The sequence below is a fragment of the Sphingobacterium mizutaii genome (assembly GCF_900187125.1).
Classification (GTDB): Bacteria; Bacteroidota; Bacteroidia; order Sphingobacteriales; family Sphingobacteriaceae; genus Sphingobacterium; species Sphingobacterium mizutaii.
This window is the reverse complement of record NZ_LT906468.1, coordinates 2,839,912-2,857,684: the sequence shown is the minus strand read 5'-3', so window position 1 is coordinate 2,857,684 and position 17,773 is coordinate 2,839,912. Positions and strand designations below refer to the sequence as shown.

Genomic DNA, 17,773 nt, shown 5'->3' with positions numbered 1-17,773 from the left:
CTAATATATAAGTGTTTTTATGTTAATTTTTTCTGTCGGCTAAAGGTATGAATTCCCTGTTTTCAGGACCGGTGTAATTGGCACTCGGTCTGATAATTTTACCATCTTGTCTCTGTTCGATCACATGGGCTCCCCATCCTGAAATCCTGGACATCACAAACAATGGTGTAAACATGTCCGTAGGGATTCCCATTAAATGGTAAGCCACTGCAGAGAACCAATCCAGATTCGGGAACATGCGTTTTTCATCCCACATTACGGTTTCTATCCGTTCTGCAATATCAAATAAGCGCATATCGCCACTTTCTTCAGATAGTTTTTTGGCAATTTTCTTGATGACTTGGTTTCTAGGGTCGGCTATGGTATATACGGGATGCCCAAACCCAATGATAACCTCTTTATTCGCTAACCTTTTTTTGATGTCAGCTTCGGCTTCATCGGCATTGGCATAGCGTTCCTGAATTTCATAAGCAACCTCATTTGCCCCACCGTGCTTGGGTCCTCGGAGGGCACCAATGGCACCTGCAATACAGGAATAGATATCAGAGCCTGTACCCGCGATGACTCTTGCGGTAAAGGTCGAGGCATTGAATTCATGCTCAGCATATAGGTTTAGCGAAACCTGCATGGCATGTACCCAGGAGTCACTAGGTTTTTTTCCGTGTAATAGGTGCAGGAAATGTCCTCCGATTGTAGCGTCATCCGTTTTTACATCGATTTCTTTTTGATTATGGCTATAGTGGTACCAGTATAACAGGGCGGAACCCATGCTTGCCATTAATCGATCGATAATATTCCTGGTGGTTTCTACCTCGTGTTGTAGCGGTTCAGGTTCTAGATTTCCAAAAACCGAAACAGAAGTGCGAAGTAAGTCCATGGGATGGGCAAATTCTGGGATCAGTTTCAAGACCTCTTTCAAAGGGTCAGGAAGTCCACGGTCTTTTATGAGTTTTTGCTGGTAAGTTTCCAATTCTTTTGAAGTTGGAAGATGTTCATGGATCAATAAATAAGCTACTTCTTCGAAAGTTGCTTGTTCTGCAAGATCTAGAATATCATAACCTCGATAGTGCAGGTCATTTCCACTTTTACCTACGGTACAAAGACTTGTATTTCCAGCGGGAACACCCGAAAGGGCAACGCTTTTTTTAGGTTTGAAACCTGATTCATTTGCTTCCTTCATATTATTTGTTTTTAAATAATTGGTCTAGTTCGTTTTCATAACGGTAATAGTCTATACTTTTATAAAGTTCTTCTCTGGTTTGCATACTGTCGATTACCTGAGCTTGCGAACCGTCATTCCTGATATGTTGATAGACATTAAGGGCTGCTTTATTGGCGGCACGAAATGCAGAAAGCGGATAGAGGACGATAGAGACCCGCACATCTTTTAATTGCTGTACGGTATAAAGGTCTGTTTTTCCAAATTCCGTAATATTGGCAAGGATCGGGAGACCGGTTGCTTCAGCGAATCGCAGATAATCTTCTAACTTGGTTACTGCTTCCGCAAAAATGAAATCTGCCCCTGCAATTTGATAGGCAACAGCACGTTCCAAGGCTTTATCCAATCCTTCGGAGGCTAGGGCATCTGTCCTGGCACCAATCTGGAAATCAGGGTCTGTGCGTGCATTGACTGCGGCTTTGATTCTGTCGACCATTTCTTCTGTAGAGACCAGTTCTTTGCCGGGTCTATGGCCACAGCGTTTGGCACCGACTTGGTCTTCCATGTGGATTCCCGCAGCACCTGCCTTTTCTAAGGATTTGATTGTCCGAGCAATATTAAATGCCGATGGTCCAAAGCCGGTGTCGATATCGACTAATAAGGGGAGGGAGCAAACATTGGTGATCCGTTGAACATCGATCAGGACATCCTCCAGTGTGGTAATTCCCAAGTCTGGAATTCCTAATGAACCAGCTGCTACGCCGCCACCAGATAGGTATATAGCTTTAAATCCAGATTGTTCAGCCAATAATGCATGATTGGCATTGATGGCGCCTACGACCTGTAATGGGGTTTCAGATTGAATAGCTTCTTTAAATTTACGACCTGCAGAATCCTTCATATACGTGATGGGATAAATAGTTTATAAAATGATAATTGGAGGGGAAAATTAACTAAGGTAACGTCAATTTGCCTCTCTCTTAAAGGTAGGAAAATTTATGGGTTATAGGAATTTTTAAACTGGAAAAGATGAATAAGAATATGGCTTATAAGGATAGGAATAAGCTGAGTTTGAAAGTGTTTGGATTAGGGGTATAGGCTTCTGGTTTCAATATACAGGTCGATTTGGTTCAATACTTTTTTCAGGTCCTTTAAAACTTCATGGGACCAAAATCTAAATACCGTATAGCCGAGGTCGCGCAAGGCTTTATTATTGAAGTAATCCTTTTGCATGTTCCTTTCGATTTTTGGAATCCAAAAGGCTTGGTTACTTTTTATTCTTGTTTTCACATTCTCCCAATCATAGCCATGCCAAAACTCACCATCGACAAAAATGGCAAGTTTATATTTCTGGATGACTATATCTGGAGTCCCCGGTAATTTCTTTTGGTGAATGCGGTAGCGAATGTTTTTGTTCCAAAGTGCTTTTCGTAAGATAATTTCCGGTTTCGAATTCTTGCCTTTGATTTTAGACATAATCTTACTCCGCTTTTTACTGGTGTAAAAACCCTTCGCCTCTTCAAAACGAGGAACCTGGATCGGAGTAGGATTATAGAATTTATTAGTCATGTATTAGGATATCAATACCTAACCTCTGAAAAGGTTTTCTTCAGGATAGTATTTTTTATTGCGAATCATAGATTTCTTTTTGGAACTTCAATAATTTGTATTTATGAAGAAAATAGGACCTAAATATCAGGTTGTAATAATTATGTATAGCCGTGAAAAGCAAGGTTAAATTGTTGTCATCGTATTGATTTGCTTTAAAATATTCCAGCTCGTTGTTTTGGAATTCATTTAAGGAATTCAATAAATCTTCTGGCAATTCTTCGACTAGTTCCGAATTTGTCAGAAGTGCTGCAATTTCTGTTTTTAATCTCTTTTCCAAGGGCTTGTTTTTCATCAAGTTGTTGATGATATCAGAATATTCGACCTGTTCATAAATGAAATAATACTTTTGGTTCAGCTCAAAATAGAATTCGATCTTTTCATTGAAGATGGTATCCATTTCTTTCAAATCTTCATAGTATTTCATTAACTGGTTTTTAGACAGATCATTTGCTGCGAGGCTATAAAACGTCTCAAATGCTTTTTTGTTTATTTCATTTATCTGAGCCTGTTTGGTTTTTATTTCAACTTCCACAGCCTCTAAAATTCGATTAGCTTCTGAGCTTTTGTATTTGACCCCATCATAATCAAAAGATTTAATATTGTAGGCTTTCTTGTTGATATCGATTAAGGTTTGTTTATCATTCGATAAGGAATTAAGTTCAAAGGAAAGATCTCGATTTTGATCTGAAAAGAGCTCGGAAATTGGGATAGGGGCAGCATGGTAGTCAACATTTGAAAAATCGTCGATGATCGGATTCAGAAAGAAGTAAAAATCATTGTAAATTTCATCAAAATCATTTTTTTCAAAATCCTTCGCAAAGTTATGTTGAAACTCTATTGGGTCGAGGAGTTGTATCTGACCTTGATGATTGATGTTTGCAAACAAATAGTCTTTTATTTTTTGAAATAGGATTTCCTTGTTTCTGAGGATGTTGATCGCAGGAGCTTGATTATTGTATGCGACCTGGATATTTAATTTGGAGATGGCGTTGATGCGATCTTGGGTAGAAGGATGAGATTGCCATTGGTTGTCGATATTTAATTTTGATTTATTGAATTTGGATTCTGCATCTAATGGAACGTTAGGAAAACCATTTTTGATTTCATATTTGTTCTTTTTTGCGAGAAATAAGTTGACGGCATGATGGTTTTCATAAAAATCCTGTGGCATCCAATTTAATTTTTGGTTTTTCTCGTAAAAGGATATGACACTTTCCATAGAATGGTTTGCAAAGCTTAGTCTTTTTAAGCCATCGGTCATGGCATTAGATCCAGCCACATTTGCGGCGATTTCATCTGCATGGAATTCCATTTCTCTAGATAATGCTAAGTAATTGATGTTAACATAATCATAGAGTTTTTGGAGGATCTTTTGGATGCCGTTTATGGAGAGTATTGAAATGTTTAATGGCAAAGCGATATAAGAACTTAAATTGGCAAGATTTTCATGCATTTTCTTTAAAGTGTCATTGTTGTATAACATATTGAAAATAACATTGTTGACGTTGTAGACATAACTACCGACCTTCATGCTTCTTTGTGAGAAGTGTCCAAATTCATGTGCTAGTATCGCCCTTAATTCTTGATTGGTTAACGAATTAATTAATCCTACGCCAATTTGGAGGTTTTTTCGGACGGGGAAAAACATACTCCAAAAGCTCGAATTATAAAATACGGAAGCATTAACGTTATGAGATAAAAAGACCTTTTGCGGGAAGTCTGTTTCTATTTCTTTCACTAAATCATGAATCATTGCAAATAATTCGGGTTGTTCATCCTGGGTGATTTCTATGAAATCGCTGGTGTCGGTTTTATTAGTGGCGAAAATGAATTTGATCAAGAAATAAAGAATCATAAAACCGGCTGCAATCAATCCTAAACCTAACGTAATGGTCAAGAAGTTTGGATAATTGATAATCGCCCAGATTCCTATATAAGTAAAGAAAGCCGTGATCCCAATACTGATTAATAGCAGGATGCTGTAAACAAGGATAAAAATTAGGATAGAAAACAATGTTTTTTTAACTCGAGATTGAAAAGCTGGGGAAACTTGAACGTTCATATTAGTTGATTAGTTAGGTCTAATATAGAAATTTATTGGAAACAAAATTCAATACCTAGTTTGATTTTGAATTAGGGGATATGGAGGAGGATGAATCGGTATAATTCCAAAATGGTTCAAGACGTTTCAATTTGAGTCATTTGCTGTCAAGATGAAAATAAGAGCTGGTAAAACTAGAGTTTAGCTGTCGATATCAAAACAGCATTGCATGCAATCGAATGGTTAAATTTTAAAAATTAAAAAAAATGGCAATTATTTCAAACGGAATTTTAGGGAGTTTTTCAGGAAAAGTAGGATCAGTTGTAGGTGGAAGTTGGAGGGGCATCCAATACATTCGTTCACTACCCAAAAAGGTTAAACGCGTACCGACAGAAAAGATGTTAAATCAACAGGCAAAATTTGCTTTGGCCATGAGTTTTGTGAATCCATTGAGAAGTTTCTTAAAGGAAAATTACGAAGATGAGAAGATCAGGTACATGACTTCAGCCAACCTTTTGTCCAGTCATATTTTAAGGCATGCGGTTCAAGGCAACTTACCTGAAATCAAATTGAATTATTCTAAAATTATCATCAGCAAAGGGACAGTGGAACAGTTGCTGGATATAAGTTCAGAAAAGTTAGATCGAGTAATATCGGTTAAATGGGGCGCTGAGGAGAAGTACTTAGTCCCTTTAGCTGAGGTTGAGGTTCGGGGCGTAATTTATAATGAAAATAAGAATCATTTCCATCACTTTAAATTGGGATCTCGAAAAACTGCGCAGGGTGAAATCTCCTTGAGTTTATTTGATAAGGGCGAAAAATTGGCAATTTGGCTGTATACTATGGATAAGAAAACCAATAGGATTTCTGAGAGCCAATTCATTAATGAATTTACTGTTTAATGATTGAATTGGTAAGAGTTCACAGTGCTGAGAACAGCACTGTGTCTCATCTTTATATCGACGGTTTATTTGCATGCTATCTATTGGAGGATAAGATTAGGTCCAAGAAGGTCTTTGCAAAGACCTGTATTCCCGAAGGGATCTATCCCTTGTCTTTGAACACAACGGCAGGAATGAACAGTCAATATGCGCCCAAGTTTGGTCGGAGGCACAAGGGCATGTTGGAAATCCAGAAAATTCCAGAATTTTCATTAGTGTTTTTCCATATTGGCAATTATCACACGGATACCAAGGGCTGTCCTTTGATGGGAAGTTATTTTCGGAAAGAAGGCGATGATTTTATGGTCTTGCAATCTGCTCTGGCTTATAAAACCTGGTATCCAGTTTTAGTCGAGAAAATAAAGATGGGAACCGGAAGAATCAAAGTTGTTAACCGCTTGCAGGAATTTAATTATGATTAATCCTAAAAGCAAAAATGAAAATGAATGAAATTATTATTAGAAGCTTTATCTCAGGTTTTTTTGATGCTGAGGTCATCATCCATTAAGTTTCCAGGAAAGGTCTTGATACTGATCAAGTACTTGGGTTTGTTGCTTGATATTTTGAAACAATGGTTTTATGCCAATCAAACTACTACAATAAGTCCAAAAGTGAAAAGGTTCGTATTTAGATAATTGGTTGGATAAAAAAAAGTGGCAGTCCTGGGTTGGACTGCCATTTTTTTGTTTTTTTAATTCAGATGGTAACTTTGGTTTTGGAATTCCATGGATGCGTAATAGTTGTATTTTTCTTTATTCAAAGGATAATCCCAACAACCCATCCTGTGGTAAACCTGACCTCCGAAACCTGATTTGAAACGGTATAGACCATACATTGGATGCGATTCATCGGCCTGTGGGGAAATACCAAAAAAGTCATATTCAGTACATCCTTTTTCTTTGGCTATTTGCATAGCTTTCCATTGCAAGGCATAGGTCGCCATATAATTCCTGTTCTCTGTTGCAGAAGCGCCGTAAAGATAAGTTCCTCTATTTCCGGCAAGAACTAAAAACATAGCAGCCAAAGGTTGATCATCAACTTCCGCAACCAATAAGAAAACTTGAGCAGGCGATTGGGTGTCATTTGCCCTAGCGCTCAGTACCACCTTGAAGTAATTGATATCATGCAGGAAGAAATTGTTCCTTTGCGCGGTTTGTCGGTAAAGCTCATACCAAACATCCAGATTTTCTATGCCTAGGGAACGGATTTGCACTCCTTTTCTTTTTGACAGATTGATATTGTAACGGGTTTTGGATTTCATGTTAGCCAAAATATCTTCCTCATCTTTTTTGAGGTCCATGAAGATGGTGTTGGAAGGCAGGATATCCGTATTGGCCTTACGTAAATTCCAATTTTCAGTATTGAAGTTGAATCTTAATTCTTGGATTCTTTTTTCAGGTACGCCAATCCAGTTACCATGGATGTCATAGCAATCCTCTTCTTTTGCCCATAAGGACTCCCATGATAGGTCATAGCGAATCATTATGCAAGAAGGAGGGAGGTAACTTCGAAGGCTTTCAGAAAGTTGTTCTAGGAAATAACCTTGGTTTTCAGCTTCTGGTTCAATTTCTGGACCATAAGGAACATAAGCAATACAATGTTCGGCATCGAGGTGTTGGATGATAATCAATAAGTCGCCAACAATATAGGTGTCATCTGAAGGATGATTGAACAAGTCAGCTGATTTTACCCTAAAATTATAGGCAACGCTCTGAACCCCTTGCATCTTTTTAACTTCAGACCAATAGGCCGTCTGTTGGATGATGGAGGTTCTGTAGATTTCTTTAATCTGTTTATCTTCTAAATCTGCGATCATGATGCTCTTAATTCGATTGAAAAGGCTGGCGAAAATAAATAAATCACCGGTCTTCGCGCCAAAAAGAGGCAAACATAGCCAATAAATGTTGGCTAAACGAATTTAATTGTCATGTGGATGTTAGAAAGCGGAGATTAGTCTTCGTCGATGATTTCTGCGACTCTACCTATTTGACCATCAGTCAGTCTGACCTTGATTCCACGGCTATGGTAAGGAGCAGAAGTAAGGATGTCTTTAACAATTCCTTCGGTGAGATTTCCGGATCTTTGGTCTTTTTTTAGGATAATATTGACCAGGATTCCTGGTTTGATGTTGCTTCTAGAATTGGGATCGCTCATTTTATGAAATGTTTATTGAAATGCAAATTTAAGCCATTCAAATGGATTTTGTCGATTAACCTTCTTGCTTTATTATTTTTGAATCTTCACGAATGGAGCGGGTGTACTCATATTTTCCATTTTTATCTTGCAATATTATTGGTTGTTTGATGAGGTTGTAATATACAACTTCAAATGATTTTGGGTCTAAGCCTATTTCGAAATCGTAATGGAATATTCGGAATTGATCTTTAATAAAACCCCATTGATCCAGGGAATATTCATTGACATCGATTGGAAGAATCTGGTCTTCATAATAGATATGCTTATTATCCTTTCCATACAGGAAATTTAGATATGTAAAGGATTGCCTATCGACATTTTCTAAGGCTTTTAAAGAGCCATTTCTTTTGATGTAGATTCCATTTTTATCTTTCCAATAAACGGTGTCATATTTATCCTGTATATAATTGAATGATTTTCCGTCGAGGCCTTGAACAATTGAGATCTGCCATTTTGCCTCAGGATTATTCATATTATGCCCATAAGCGTTTGTAATGGTTTCTTCAGGAGAATTATCTTGGAGACATTGATAGAACACATGGTTTTTGTCAGCATAAAAGCCTGAAACTTTTCTGAAAGTTTCAGGGTCAGCTTCAGGTACCTCAATGATTTGCTTTGTATAGTCTCTAAATTGTAAGACTTTATCCTTGTATTGATAAAAATTGTCAAAAAGTCTATTGAGATCTTCTCTTTTCAAATTTGTGAAGAGTTCCATGGGTAAATTGTTTACATTGTTAGAAGTTAAACATGTAAGAATAAATATACCAAAAATACCTGTTCAAGGGCTGTTCTATTTTTTTCGTTATTTTAGTTTTTCAGCCATAAAAACTTCTTCAAAATTATCAAAGGTTTGGTTTGCTATATCAATTGCTGATTTTTCCTGAGAAGGATCTGAAGCAAATTTGTTTAATACATCCGTATATTTTTTCCACATCTCTTCACTTTGATCTCCATAGCCTTCAAAAAACGAAAAGCCTTTAGATATACCATTTTTCTTTAACATTTGGACGATATATGGACCTCCCATGATGGATCCTTCTAATACATAGAATGAACTTAAGGCCTGTAGGGTATTTTCAACTTTTGGCGCTTCTGCAGGAGGTAGGTCGTTTAAATCGAATCCAAGGGTTTGGATGTCTCTTAAGAGGTAGGTAGAGTCACGGCGTAAAGCTTTGTCAGGTAATATTTCGGCATTAATGAATTTTCCGGTTTCTTGTTCGACAGCATTAAAGTAGGCGTAGAAACTTTTTAAAAAGGTCGCATATTCAGCTTCAGTTTTAATTTTTTTGATTATTCTAACCATATTGCCTTCCAGCCTTTGGTGAGATGCTTTAGTTTCTTCCTTGATGATTTTGCTTAGCATGATTTTAAGTGTTTAATAAATAAACCATTTTTTAGGGTAATAATTGTATTTAGGATGTAAAAAAAGGATTACGGAGGTTCTGCAAGCTGCAATTCAGACGAGGAGATTGAGGCTTATAAAATTCTTTTATAGTATTCATATCCAAATAGCTTAATCAATTTAGCTAATCCTTGATTGGCTTCGATTTATTTGCTATTTTGCAGTTAATCAATACAAACCTTATGAATTACGGACTAACTTTTCAAAGAATATTAGTAGCTCTTTTCCTGATTGTGGCTGTTTTTAATTCTACGTCTTTACTGGCGCAGAACCAGGCAAGGATAGTTGGAGATTTTGCAGATCCTAGCGTCATATCTGCCAATGGAAAATATTATGCTGTAGGTACCTCCAGTGAATGGGCTCCCCATTTACCCATTTATACTTCGACGAATTTATTGGAGTGGAAACAGGTAGGTTTTGTTTTTGAAAAAACTCCGGATTGGATTGCATCATCGTTCTGGGCTCCGGAATATTTTTATCAGGATGGAACTTATTATGTGTATTATTCAGCGAAAAGGAAGTCGGATGGAGTTTCCTGTATTGGGGTGGCAACTTCGAAATTTCCAGATCGGGGGTTTGTAGATCAAGGAATTGTTGTGGATTATGGAACCGAATCTATTGATGCATTTGTTGTAAGAGATGGCAAGGATCTTTACATGACTTGGAAGGCTTATGGTCTTGATAAGCGCCCCATAGAGTTATTGGGGAGTAAACTCTCAGCAGACGGGTTGAAGCTTGAAGGAGAACCCTTTTCCATATTACAAGATACTGCAAAAATTGGTATTGAAGGGCAGAGTTTTATCAAGAAAGATGGATATTACTATATGTTTTATTCTGCGGGTGCATGTTGTGGTCCAGGATGTGATTACCATGTACAGGCAGTTCGCTCAAAAACCATAAGAGGTCCTTATGAAGATGTAGGCGAGTCCGTACTCTTAGGCAGCAATGAAAGATGGAAATGTATGGGGCATGGAACTTTTGTGACCGATAAAAAGGGAGATTATTATTACCTTTTTCATGGATATAGCCAAAATGGGACGGTCTTTACTGGTAGGCAAGGTTTATTGGCGAAATTGGAATGGTCAGATCAAGACAAGCCAGTTTTTGATTTCATAAAAAATGATGATAAGGATTCGGAATCAAGTTTTAGATTAGATTTCAGAAAAATAAAAAGGAATGAGGTATTTGGGCAATGGGATTTTAGAAATTCCATTCCTAATTTCCAGGTGAATACAACTGGATTACTTCTTTCACCTGCTCAGATCAAAGGAAATGAAGTAGGATCAGTGCTAACTTGGAGACCCGCTAATAAGAAATACGCTATTTCCGCAAAATTGGATTTAATCCATTCGGATAAAGACTTAATGAAAGGCATTGTGATATATGGTGATAAAGATCGTGCGATAGGTTTAGCTGCGCAAGGAAATCAGTTAATTGTTTGGCAGGTCAATGGGGAGGAATGGAAAGTCCTCTCTAGCCAAGAAATTCAAGGAGATACCAAAGCGATTGAGCTTAGGCTTCAAACAGAGGCGGATCTAAGCTGCAAAGCATTATTCAAAGTCCAAAATGGAACTTGGACCAATATTGAAATAAAAGACTCAAGTTCATTTAATCTAAAAGAACTTGCTCCATGGGACCGCAGTCCAAGACCGGGCTTACAAGTGAAAGGCGGACCAAATGAAAAGGCTGTATTTACAGAGCTTTCACTAGACTATTAAAAAATAAGAAAGGCTATTCAACGCTCAGGGTTCAATAGCCTTTCTTATTTTCAATCCCTAGCATATTCTGTATTGAAAACATTTTCACAAAATGAGATATTGATTATCCATATTTTCATTATATTAGAGTAGCTTAAACGTTTAATACCATAATAAACCCAAGTTTTTAATTCTAATTCTATCGCAATGAAAAGAGTTTTTTACCTGTCCATCTTGGCTATTTTCTTTATTTTCTTGAATAGCAATCCTTCATTTTCGCAAAAATCCGAATACAGTTTTGTGGAGGAGCTCGATAATTTAGTTCGACCTGATTTACTCCCGGCCTACCGGACTGGAGAATATGTGGAGCAGATATCAAGTTATGATCGGACCGGCAAGAATGATGATGGATTTGGGGGAGCTTATTCATTTATTAGAAAAGAAGGAAATAATTTGGTCATTGCCGATTTTAAAGGAGCTGGAGTGGTTAACAGAATTTGGACACCAACCCCGACCGATGATACACTTGCCTTTTATTTTGATGGAGAGAAAAAAGCGAGGTTGAGGATTCGGTTCTCAGATCTTTTTTCAGGAAATGTATTTCCATTTGTAAAGGGTATTTCTGGGAATGAGGTTGGAGGCTATTTCACTTATCTACCAATTCCATATAAGAAATCATTGAAGATAGTATTTGAAGGAGAAAAAATCTTGTTCTTACAGATTCAAAACAGACAAATTCATGGTAAAAAGGTTGAGTCCTATACTGGGGATTTTTCAGCTTTGGAGAAGGCCAAAATTGATGAAGTGAGTAAACTATTTACTGAAATGAAGCCCCAAGCTAATCTTTTTGCTAAAGGTAGGTCTGCGGGAATACAGTCAGAGGAGAAAACATTTGTGATCAATCCAGGGGAAGAAGTTGACTTTTTTAATGCTTCCCAAGGGGGACGGATCGTTGGGATGGAAATTGATGGAGGGACTTCATTTGAGGGAATGCAAAAAGATATTGTCTTGTCTGCTAAATGGGATGGGGAAAATGTTGAAGGGATCTATGCTCCAATAGCAGATTTCTTTGGCTATGCCTATGGTAAAAAAGCAATGCGAGGCCTATTGATGGGGAGCAAGGGGAATTTAAATTATAGCTATATTCCAATGCCTTATGATCAATCGGCTGTCCTGAAAATAGTGTATAAAAAAAGAGCGAATGGGGAGCAAGCGCCTATTTCTATAAAAACGAGGGTTTATTATTCAGCCCAAGCAAGGGATAAACAAAATGAAGGGAAGTTTTATGCGGTTTGGCGAAGGGAAAAACCTGAACAGGGGAAATATTATGAATTCTTAAAAACTGAGGGCAAAGGTCATTATGTGGGGACTATTCATTTAGCGCAAGGGTTGAGGCCAGGAATGACCTTGTTTTTTGAAGGTGATGATGTAACCCAAATTGATGGTAAACAAAGGTTGCATGGAACAGGATCGGAAGATTATTACAATGGTGGCTGGTATGCATTATTGGATCGCTGGGACCGCGGAATAAGCTTGCCTATACACGGATCATTAGATTATAGTCTGCCAATGGGTAGGACAGGGGCATATCGCTTTTTTATGACTGATAAAATGCCTTTTGAAAAGGAGATCAACCATGTAATCGAACATGGACCAGAAGGGAATGAGTTTCCAGTGGATTACACATCGATAGCCATGTATTATGGAGCCCAACCCTTGCGTTCTAAAATAGAGCCTACAGATGAACTTCGTCAGGTTTATTTGCCAACGGTTCATGAGTATTTCCCGCAGTTGATGGAAGTGACACTCGGTGGTGGAGCAGAAGTCAAGCAAGACCGTGGATTACGGATGCGTTCTGATGGGCATCATACCGTTCGAGTTATGCTGACTGATGTTCCAGAAGGCGAGTATAAATTATCGATTTCCTATTTTGAGAAAGAAAACGGGGCTGAGTTCGCAATTTGGCAAAGACAAAAGTTAATTGCAGATTGGAAGTCAAGCCAGACTACCCAAGAGAAATTAAATGAGAAAGTAGAAATGGGAAGTATTAAGATCACGAAACAAACCAATTCCATTACCTTCCACGTCCGGAAACAAGGAGAGAAAGGTAATGAATTTGAGTTGGATCGGATATTCTTGGAGAAAATCGCAGATTAGTCTTTTTTCCTTATACATCGGATACAAGCATTCCAAGAAGCGGTGTATGTGCCTGTATTGATATAGTCGTTTGGATTTGTACTGAAGTTGACGCGAGCAAATACAGCAGGGTCCGTTGTTCGCCAATATCCTTTGGTTTCCCTGAATCGCATACTAGTTGGGAAATATTGGCTAAAACCTTCAGTGCTGATTCTTTTGTAACCAATTGGTACTAAATTTAAATATCCATCTACATATCCAATAGACAATGGAACTGAGTTTTGTGGGATAAACCTTAAATACCAATTCCCTGGTTCTCGTATGATTTCTTTATTTGAGTACCTATCTAATTCATTGAAATCCTCTCTAGTTGGAAGATCCCATACACCTTCAGGATAAATTCTTTCACAGATATTTTTTCCACCAATATTATAAATGTCATTGGTGAACATATCGGTCATAGGTGGAACAACGCTGGTCGAGATGTACAAAGGGTTATCATATCGGAACCTGTATTCCCAAAAATTCCCTGGAAGTAAAGGACCTTTTGCATTCCGATATACATTTGCTCTTGCCCATTGTGTTGAGCCGATTGGGATGGCAGATTCAACCAGTTTTATTGAAATAAAATAGCTTTTTCCAGCTTGAGGGATGAAATTGGGGAAACTAAAGTCCCTGCTAAAGAAATTTCTTTCAACAAAGTATGACCTTCCATCGAATTCAGAAATCCGTTCACTTGATATTCTTAACGTATCCAGAGAAACGACTAGGTTGACAGGAGTAGATCCATTAGCGACGGTATAAAAAGTATATCTCCTTTTCCAATCGGCAACAGTGACTGAATCAGTCCCTACTGGTACAGAATAACCGGATCCATGATGATTATATACATTGAATGAATTAATGGTTTTTGTTGGATTTTGAAAGCTGCTATCCACTAATCTGAAATCAGCTTTGCTAAGGCCAGAGTTGTCCTTAAATCGAGGGCTCGCATAAGCAATTGCGCCAAACATACCTCTAGAATTAATTTCAACAATGATCTGCGCGGTTTTCCTAGTCAAAACAATATTGTTGATACTGCTACTACCATCAATGACATTGCCAGTTGTAATTAGCCCCGTTGCATAAGCAAAGTCCTGTCTCAATAAATTATTGTTTCCAGAGGGTTTTACTGGCAGGCTGTTCTGGTTTGAAGTAAATACTTCTAGTGGACTACTATTGTTATAGGTATATGCATACCAACGGTATTTCGTGTTTCTGTAAGCTTCAATGGAAATATCCTTTCCACCAACTTGACCATCTGCTTGATCAACAAATTCGATAGGTTTGCCGTTTTGATCCGCTTTATATAGCACTATTTTATATTGAACACCATTTTTTAACTGTGAGATTGCTCTTGCAATATTTCCATTGCTTCCGGCATTAAGCCTTGCGTTTTTTACAGTCCTTGATTTTTTTTCGAGTTTATCTGGGTATTCGTTTGGAATATTTTCAGATATCGTCATGATAGCATCGATTCCATCCAGATTCACGATGTCACTTTCAGCAGCAACTTTACGTCTTGTGGACGCTGAATTTGTAGAGGCTTTATGCTGTTCATTGTTATTTTCAGCCTCACTGATATCTTGGATTCCCTGAATTCTAAAATGTAGTGAATTTTCCTTTGCTGGATTAGGTTTCTCAGTTTCTCCAGTAGGCTTATGGCAAGCTATATTGGTCAACATCCAGAATAGGAAAATTGGATAGAATAGATAGGTCTTTTTAACTGTTGTCATGTTAAATTAAGTATTGGTTTAAATTAGAAATTGGTTTTTGGATGTTCTAGGTTCTTACTTATAGATCAAAGTTTTTGAATTTACCATCCGTATTCGTGTCCCAATCTTCCATTCTTGGTTCGTTTGAAGTTCCCCCTGTCTTAATATTATAAGATCCGACTGCAATCCCGACCTCCAGTTCAATTTCTTCAATGAGGATAATAGGATTGACATAAACTTTTTTTTCGTTAGTGTTGTAGTTCATGTTGTTTATTGCAAAGAAAAATTTAATGTGTTTATATTAACTGATTAAATAAAAATGTGAGCAAAAATAGATTGTATTATTCAAATAAATAAGAAAATGTATTTCGTACGCATATTATTATTAATAAAATTAACTTAGTAATAATAAACATTAATTGATTTATTAAGATATTATAGTGGTTTTTAGGGAATTAGAGTTAGTAAAATAAATGGGAGGGAACTGTTTTTTTTGTAACAAAAGGTATGTTCTGCAACTAATGAATAGTTGCAGATTTTATTAAAAATGATTTTTATTAAAGAATTATTGGGAGAGTTTTATTTTAACAGCCAGATATTGCTTTTGCCTTCCAAGGCTTCGAATGGTCTGGAGTTCCCATTCAGTAAATCTGTTTCATGGCCTTCTAAATGCCAGTTTAAATCTTCTTCATTTACTTTTTTCATTTGGAAGATGGCATCAGGGTCTTTGTAGCTGATATCACTTTTTAGCATATTGATTTTGTTATCTGCAAAAAGCTGTTCAGCCTCGTCTTTGCTGACTTGGATTAGGCTATTTGCTTTACTGTCGAAATCGGCTAGTTCACGGTCCATTTCTCGCGGATAATTATCGGCTAGGTAAGATGCATAAAGGTCTCTGTTTTTTGTTCTTAATGCTTCGTTTTTATAAGCGATGCGTTCCGGATTCAGTTCAAAGTTAAAGTCTTCGGGATGTTCCCTGAATCCAAAATGTCTGTTCAATTCCTCAATCCTTTGTTCCAATGTTGGCATAATTCTGATTTATTGTTTCCTAATAAACGTTTTACAAGCTGTTTTGTTGTTGTTATTTTTGTTGCTAATGGCTTTTGAAAACTAAAATAATCCTTTCTTCTTCCAAATCGATTTGATAGATCTGTTGACGGATTAATTCTTCATCATATTCTTCCTCTTTGTTGAGGTTTGTCAAATATATTCTTTGTTCTGCAAAAATTTCCAATAAGGTCTGTTTGCTGACACCATTCATCCAGCTGTTGTCTTGGACTTTTGATTGGTCTTCCCAGTATTTTAGGATTCTTTCCATAGCTGCATCAGCTTGATGATGGTTTTCATATTTATCTTTGACAAAATTGTAAACATGGGACTTTAGACCAAGTTTCATTTTTAGTCTATTTTCAGCTTCTTTTTCCTCTTCATTTTTGTAACCTTTGAAAGGTTGTGTTTTAGCGATTAAATAGGGTAGAGTGAGCCCTTGGATAACTAAGGTTAAGAGAATAGCGATAAAAGTGATAAATAAAATAAGATTTCGATGGGGAAAAGCTTCGCCGTTTGGGAGGGTTAATGGGATAGCCAAAGCCGCGGCAAGCGAAACCACCCCTCGCATTCCTGTCCAACCCATGAGGAGTGGGGTATACCACCTACGTGTACTAAATTGTTGTTGATGCGCAATCTGTGGCCTGAACACGATTGTTGCCAACATGGCTGCAAAAGCGGAAATCATCCTTGCAGCAATCAAGACCAAGGTAATGATTACGGCATAACCAATCGCTGTACCTAATGGAGTACCATGGGATCGGATTCCAGCAACGATTTCGGGAAGGTCTAGTCCGATTAATAAAAAGACCATGCCATTCAATAGGAATACAAAGCTTTCCCATACAGATGCGCCTTTGATCCTACTGCTTGCCGCTAAATACTTGAGTCTTTGTGATGACATATATAGACCTCCAGCAACGACGGCCAGTACGCCAGAACAATGTGCCTGTTCTGCCAGCCAGTACATGAAATAGGGGCTGATAAGGCTTAATGCGATGTCTGAAGCGGCTTCAGTCCGCAAATGTTTGTGAATCCAAATAAATACTTGAGCCACCAAGAGACCGATGCCAACGCCTCCAAATAACATCCATAGAAATTGGGTGCCTGCATCTTGCCAAATAAATTGACCAGTACCCACCGCGACCAAAGCAAAGCGAAAAATAATCAGTGATGATGCATCGTTCAACAGACTTTCGCCTTCTAGAATGGCTGTTGTCGACTTGGGGATCTTGACGAATTTAGTTATAGCTCCTGTGCTGACTGCGTCGGGAGGTGAAACAATTCCACCAAGAACAAATCCTAATGCTAAGCTGAAACCTGGAATGATCTGATTGGAAATAATAGCGACTAAAAAGGCTGTGAAGAATACCACTAGGAAGGCAAAACTACCGATGATGCGCCACCATTTTTTCATTTCCTTGAAAGAGACGCCCCAAGCCGCCTCGTAGAGTAATGGCGGAAGGAATACAAAGAAAATGAGATCTGGGTCGATCTTAAGGATAGGTAGCCCTGGAACAAAACTGATCGCTAAACCAGCCAATACCAATAGGATAGGGTAGGCTATTTTGAGCTGGTTGGCAAAGATGGTTAGAAATACGATCAACAGTATTAAAACCAAGATAAATGGTAATAGGCTGTGCATGGGGTGTAGTAGTTAGTAGTTAGTAGTTAGTAGTTAGTATTTAGTATTTAGACTTTGGGGTTGTTGTTGATGAAATTTGATATTTTAAACAACAAAAAAAGGATAGTGTTTTGTGACACTATCCTTTTTTTTGGATGTTTTGGA

17 protein-coding genes are annotated in these 17,773 nt (G+C 37.7%); 5 read left to right on the top strand and 12 right to left on the bottom strand.

Going from position 1 to position 17,773, the window contains the following annotated elements:
- Positions 1–22: 22 nt before the first annotated feature.
- From prpC to CKW03_RS12285, 4 genes are all read right to left on the bottom strand, one after another.
- The gene (gene prpC, locus CKW03_RS12300) at positions 23–1,180 is read right to left on the bottom strand and encodes a bifunctional 2-methylcitrate synthase/citrate synthase (protein ID WP_093097350.1); all 1,158 of its coding nucleotides are present in this window, start codon (positions 1,178–1,180) and stop codon (positions 23–25) included.
- A gap of 1 nt (position 1,181) precedes the next feature.
- Positions 1,182–2,060 (bottom strand): methylisocitrate lyase, encoded by an 879-nt coding sequence (gene prpB / locus CKW03_RS12295; protein WP_093097348.1) that lies wholly within the window; start codon positions 2,058–2,060, stop codon positions 1,182–1,184.
- A gap of 185 nt (positions 2,061–2,245) precedes the next feature.
- Positions 2,246–2,728, bottom strand: coding sequence for a very short patch repair endonuclease (locus tag CKW03_RS12290; protein WP_093097347.1), 483 nt, complete (start codon positions 2,726–2,728; stop codon positions 2,246–2,248).
- A 55-nt stretch (positions 2,729–2,783) separates the two neighbouring features.
- Positions 2,784–4,832 (bottom strand): M48 family metallopeptidase, encoded by a 2,049-nt coding sequence (locus tag CKW03_RS12285; RefSeq protein WP_093097345.1) that lies wholly within the window; start codon positions 4,830–4,832, stop codon positions 2,784–2,786.
- 245 nt (positions 4,833–5,077) lie between these two features.
- On the opposite strand from CKW03_RS12285, the gene CKW03_RS12280 reads away from it, so the two are divergent.
- From CKW03_RS12280 to CKW03_RS12270, 3 genes are read left to right on the top strand one after another with little or no spacing between them, the layout of a single operon-like run.
- Complete coding sequence (locus CKW03_RS12280) at positions 5,078–5,713, top strand: DUF6266 family protein (RefSeq protein WP_093097344.1); 636 nt, start codon at positions 5,078–5,080, stop codon at positions 5,711–5,713.
- Complete coding sequence (locus tag CKW03_RS12275; RefSeq protein ID WP_093097342.1) at positions 5,713–6,174, top strand: DUF5675 family protein; 462 nt, start codon at positions 5,713–5,715, stop codon at positions 6,172–6,174. Before CKW03_RS12280 ends, CKW03_RS12275 begins: the two co-directional genes overlap by 1 nt.
- A gap of 24 nt (positions 6,175–6,198) precedes the next feature.
- Positions 6,199–6,387 carry a hypothetical protein gene (locus CKW03_RS12270; protein ID WP_093097341.1) on the top strand — a complete coding sequence of 63 codons (189 nt, stop codon included), beginning with the start codon at positions 6,199–6,201 and terminating at the stop codon, positions 6,385–6,387.
- A 56-nt stretch (positions 6,388–6,443) separates the two neighbouring features.
- Here CKW03_RS12270 and CKW03_RS12265 read toward each other — a convergent pair whose 3' ends face one another.
- The 4 genes from CKW03_RS12265 to CKW03_RS12250 form a co-directional block, all read right to left on the bottom strand.
- Positions 6,444–7,568, bottom strand: coding sequence for a lipid II:glycine glycyltransferase FemX (locus tag CKW03_RS12265; RefSeq protein ID WP_093097339.1), 1,125 nt, complete (start codon positions 7,566–7,568; stop codon positions 6,444–6,446).
- Between the two features lie 134 nt (positions 7,569–7,702).
- Positions 7,703–7,906, bottom strand: a complete 204-nt coding sequence (locus CKW03_RS12260) for a YwbE family protein (RefSeq protein ID WP_093097338.1) — start codon at positions 7,904–7,906, stop codon at positions 7,703–7,705.
- Between the two features lie 55 nt (positions 7,907–7,961).
- The gene (locus CKW03_RS12255; protein WP_093097336.1) at positions 7,962–8,663 is read right to left on the bottom strand and encodes a DKNYY domain-containing protein; all 702 of its coding nucleotides are present in this window, start codon (positions 8,661–8,663) and stop codon (positions 7,962–7,964) included.
- 87 nt (positions 8,664–8,750) lie between these two features.
- On the bottom strand, positions 8,751–9,311 hold the full coding sequence (locus CKW03_RS12250) for a biliverdin-producing heme oxygenase (RefSeq protein WP_093097335.1): 561 nt from the start codon (positions 9,309–9,311) through the stop codon (positions 8,751–8,753).
- Between the two features lie 221 nt (positions 9,312–9,532).
- Between CKW03_RS12250 and CKW03_RS12245 the strand changes: the two genes are divergently transcribed.
- Together CKW03_RS12245 and CKW03_RS12240 are read left to right on the top strand one after the other, a co-directional pair.
- Positions 9,533–11,068: a glycoside hydrolase family 43 protein gene (locus CKW03_RS12245; RefSeq protein ID WP_093097333.1), complete on the top strand. Its 1,536-nt coding sequence runs from the start codon at positions 9,533–9,535 to the stop codon at positions 11,066–11,068.
- Positions 11,069–11,254: 186 nt separating this feature from the next.
- A complete protein-coding gene (locus CKW03_RS12240) occupies positions 11,255–13,204 on the top strand; it encodes a glycoside hydrolase family 172 protein (RefSeq protein WP_093097332.1) in 1,950 nt (649 codons plus the stop codon).
- Here CKW03_RS12240 and CKW03_RS12235 read toward each other — a convergent pair.
- From CKW03_RS12235 to CKW03_RS12220, 4 genes are all read right to left on the bottom strand, one after another.
- Entirely contained in the window at positions 13,201–14,958 is a 1,758-nt protein-coding gene (locus CKW03_RS12235) for a hypothetical protein (protein ID WP_093097330.1), read from the bottom strand. The genes CKW03_RS12240 and CKW03_RS12235 overlap by 4 nt on opposite strands.
- Positions 14,959–15,016: 58 nt before the next feature.
- Positions 15,017–15,202 carry a hypothetical protein gene (locus CKW03_RS12230; RefSeq protein WP_093097329.1) on the bottom strand — a complete coding sequence of 62 codons (186 nt, stop codon included), beginning with the start codon at positions 15,200–15,202 and terminating at the stop codon, positions 15,017–15,019.
- 314 nt (positions 15,203–15,516) lie between these two features.
- A complete protein-coding gene (locus CKW03_RS12225) occupies positions 15,517–15,966 on the bottom strand; it encodes a hypothetical protein (protein WP_093097327.1) in 450 nt (149 codons plus the stop codon).
- A gap of 64 nt (positions 15,967–16,030) precedes the next feature.
- On the bottom strand, positions 16,031–17,629 hold the full coding sequence (locus tag CKW03_RS12220) for a Na+/H+ antiporter (protein WP_093097326.1): 1,599 nt from the start codon (positions 17,627–17,629) through the stop codon (positions 16,031–16,033).
- Positions 17,630–17,773: the final 144 nt, after the last annotated feature.

Bases quoted from the DNA above. Each gene is read 5' to 3' on its own strand.
- prpC (WP_093097350.1), bottom strand. From the start codon at position 1,180: ATGAAGGAAGCAAATGAATCAGGTTTCAAACCTAAAAAAAGCGTTGCC.
- prpB (WP_093097348.1), bottom strand. From the start codon at position 2,060: ATGAAGGATTCTGCAGGTCGTAAATTTAAAGAAGCTATTCAATCTGAA.
- CKW03_RS12290 (WP_093097347.1), bottom strand. From the start codon at position 2,728: ATGACTAATAAATTCTATAATCCTACTCCGATCCAGGTTCCTCGTTTT.
- CKW03_RS12285 (WP_093097345.1), bottom strand. From the start codon at position 4,832: ATGAACGTTCAAGTTTCCCCAGCTTTTCAATCTCGAGTTAAAAAAACA.
- CKW03_RS12280 (WP_093097344.1), top strand. From the start codon at position 5,078: ATGGCAATTATTTCAAACGGAATTTTAGGGAGTTTTTCAGGAAAAGTA.
- CKW03_RS12275 (WP_093097342.1), top strand. From the start codon at position 5,713: ATGATTGAATTGGTAAGAGTTCACAGTGCTGAGAACAGCACTGTGTCT.
- CKW03_RS12270 (WP_093097341.1), top strand. From the start codon at position 6,199: ATGAAATTATTATTAGAAGCTTTATCTCAGGTTTTTTTGATGCTGAGG.
- CKW03_RS12265 (WP_093097339.1), bottom strand. From the start codon at position 7,568: ATGATCGCAGATTTAGAAGATAAACAGATTAAAGAAATCTACAGAACC.
- CKW03_RS12260 (WP_093097338.1), bottom strand. From the start codon at position 7,906: ATGAGCGATCCCAATTCTAGAAGCAACATCAAACCAGGAATCCTGGTC.
- CKW03_RS12255 (WP_093097336.1), bottom strand. From the start codon at position 8,663: ATGGAACTCTTCACAAATTTGAAAAGAGAAGATCTCAATAGACTTTTT.
- CKW03_RS12250 (WP_093097335.1), bottom strand. From the start codon at position 9,311: ATGCTAAGCAAAATCATCAAGGAAGAAACTAAAGCATCTCACCAAAGG.
- CKW03_RS12245 (WP_093097333.1), top strand. From the start codon at position 9,533: ATGAATTACGGACTAACTTTTCAAAGAATATTAGTAGCTCTTTTCCTG.
- CKW03_RS12240 (WP_093097332.1), top strand. From the start codon at position 11,255: ATGAAAAGAGTTTTTTACCTGTCCATCTTGGCTATTTTCTTTATTTTC.
- CKW03_RS12235 (WP_093097330.1), bottom strand. From the start codon at position 14,958: ATGACAACAGTTAAAAAGACCTATCTATTCTATCCAATTTTCCTATTC.
- CKW03_RS12230 (WP_093097329.1), bottom strand. From the start codon at position 15,202: ATGAACTACAACACTAACGAAAAAAAAGTTTATGTCAATCCTATTATC.
- CKW03_RS12225 (WP_093097327.1), bottom strand. From the start codon at position 15,966: ATGCCAACATTGGAACAAAGGATTGAGGAATTGAACAGACATTTTGGA.
- CKW03_RS12220 (WP_093097326.1), bottom strand. From the start codon at position 17,629: ATGCACAGCCTATTACCATTTATCTTGGTTTTAATACTGTTGATCGTA.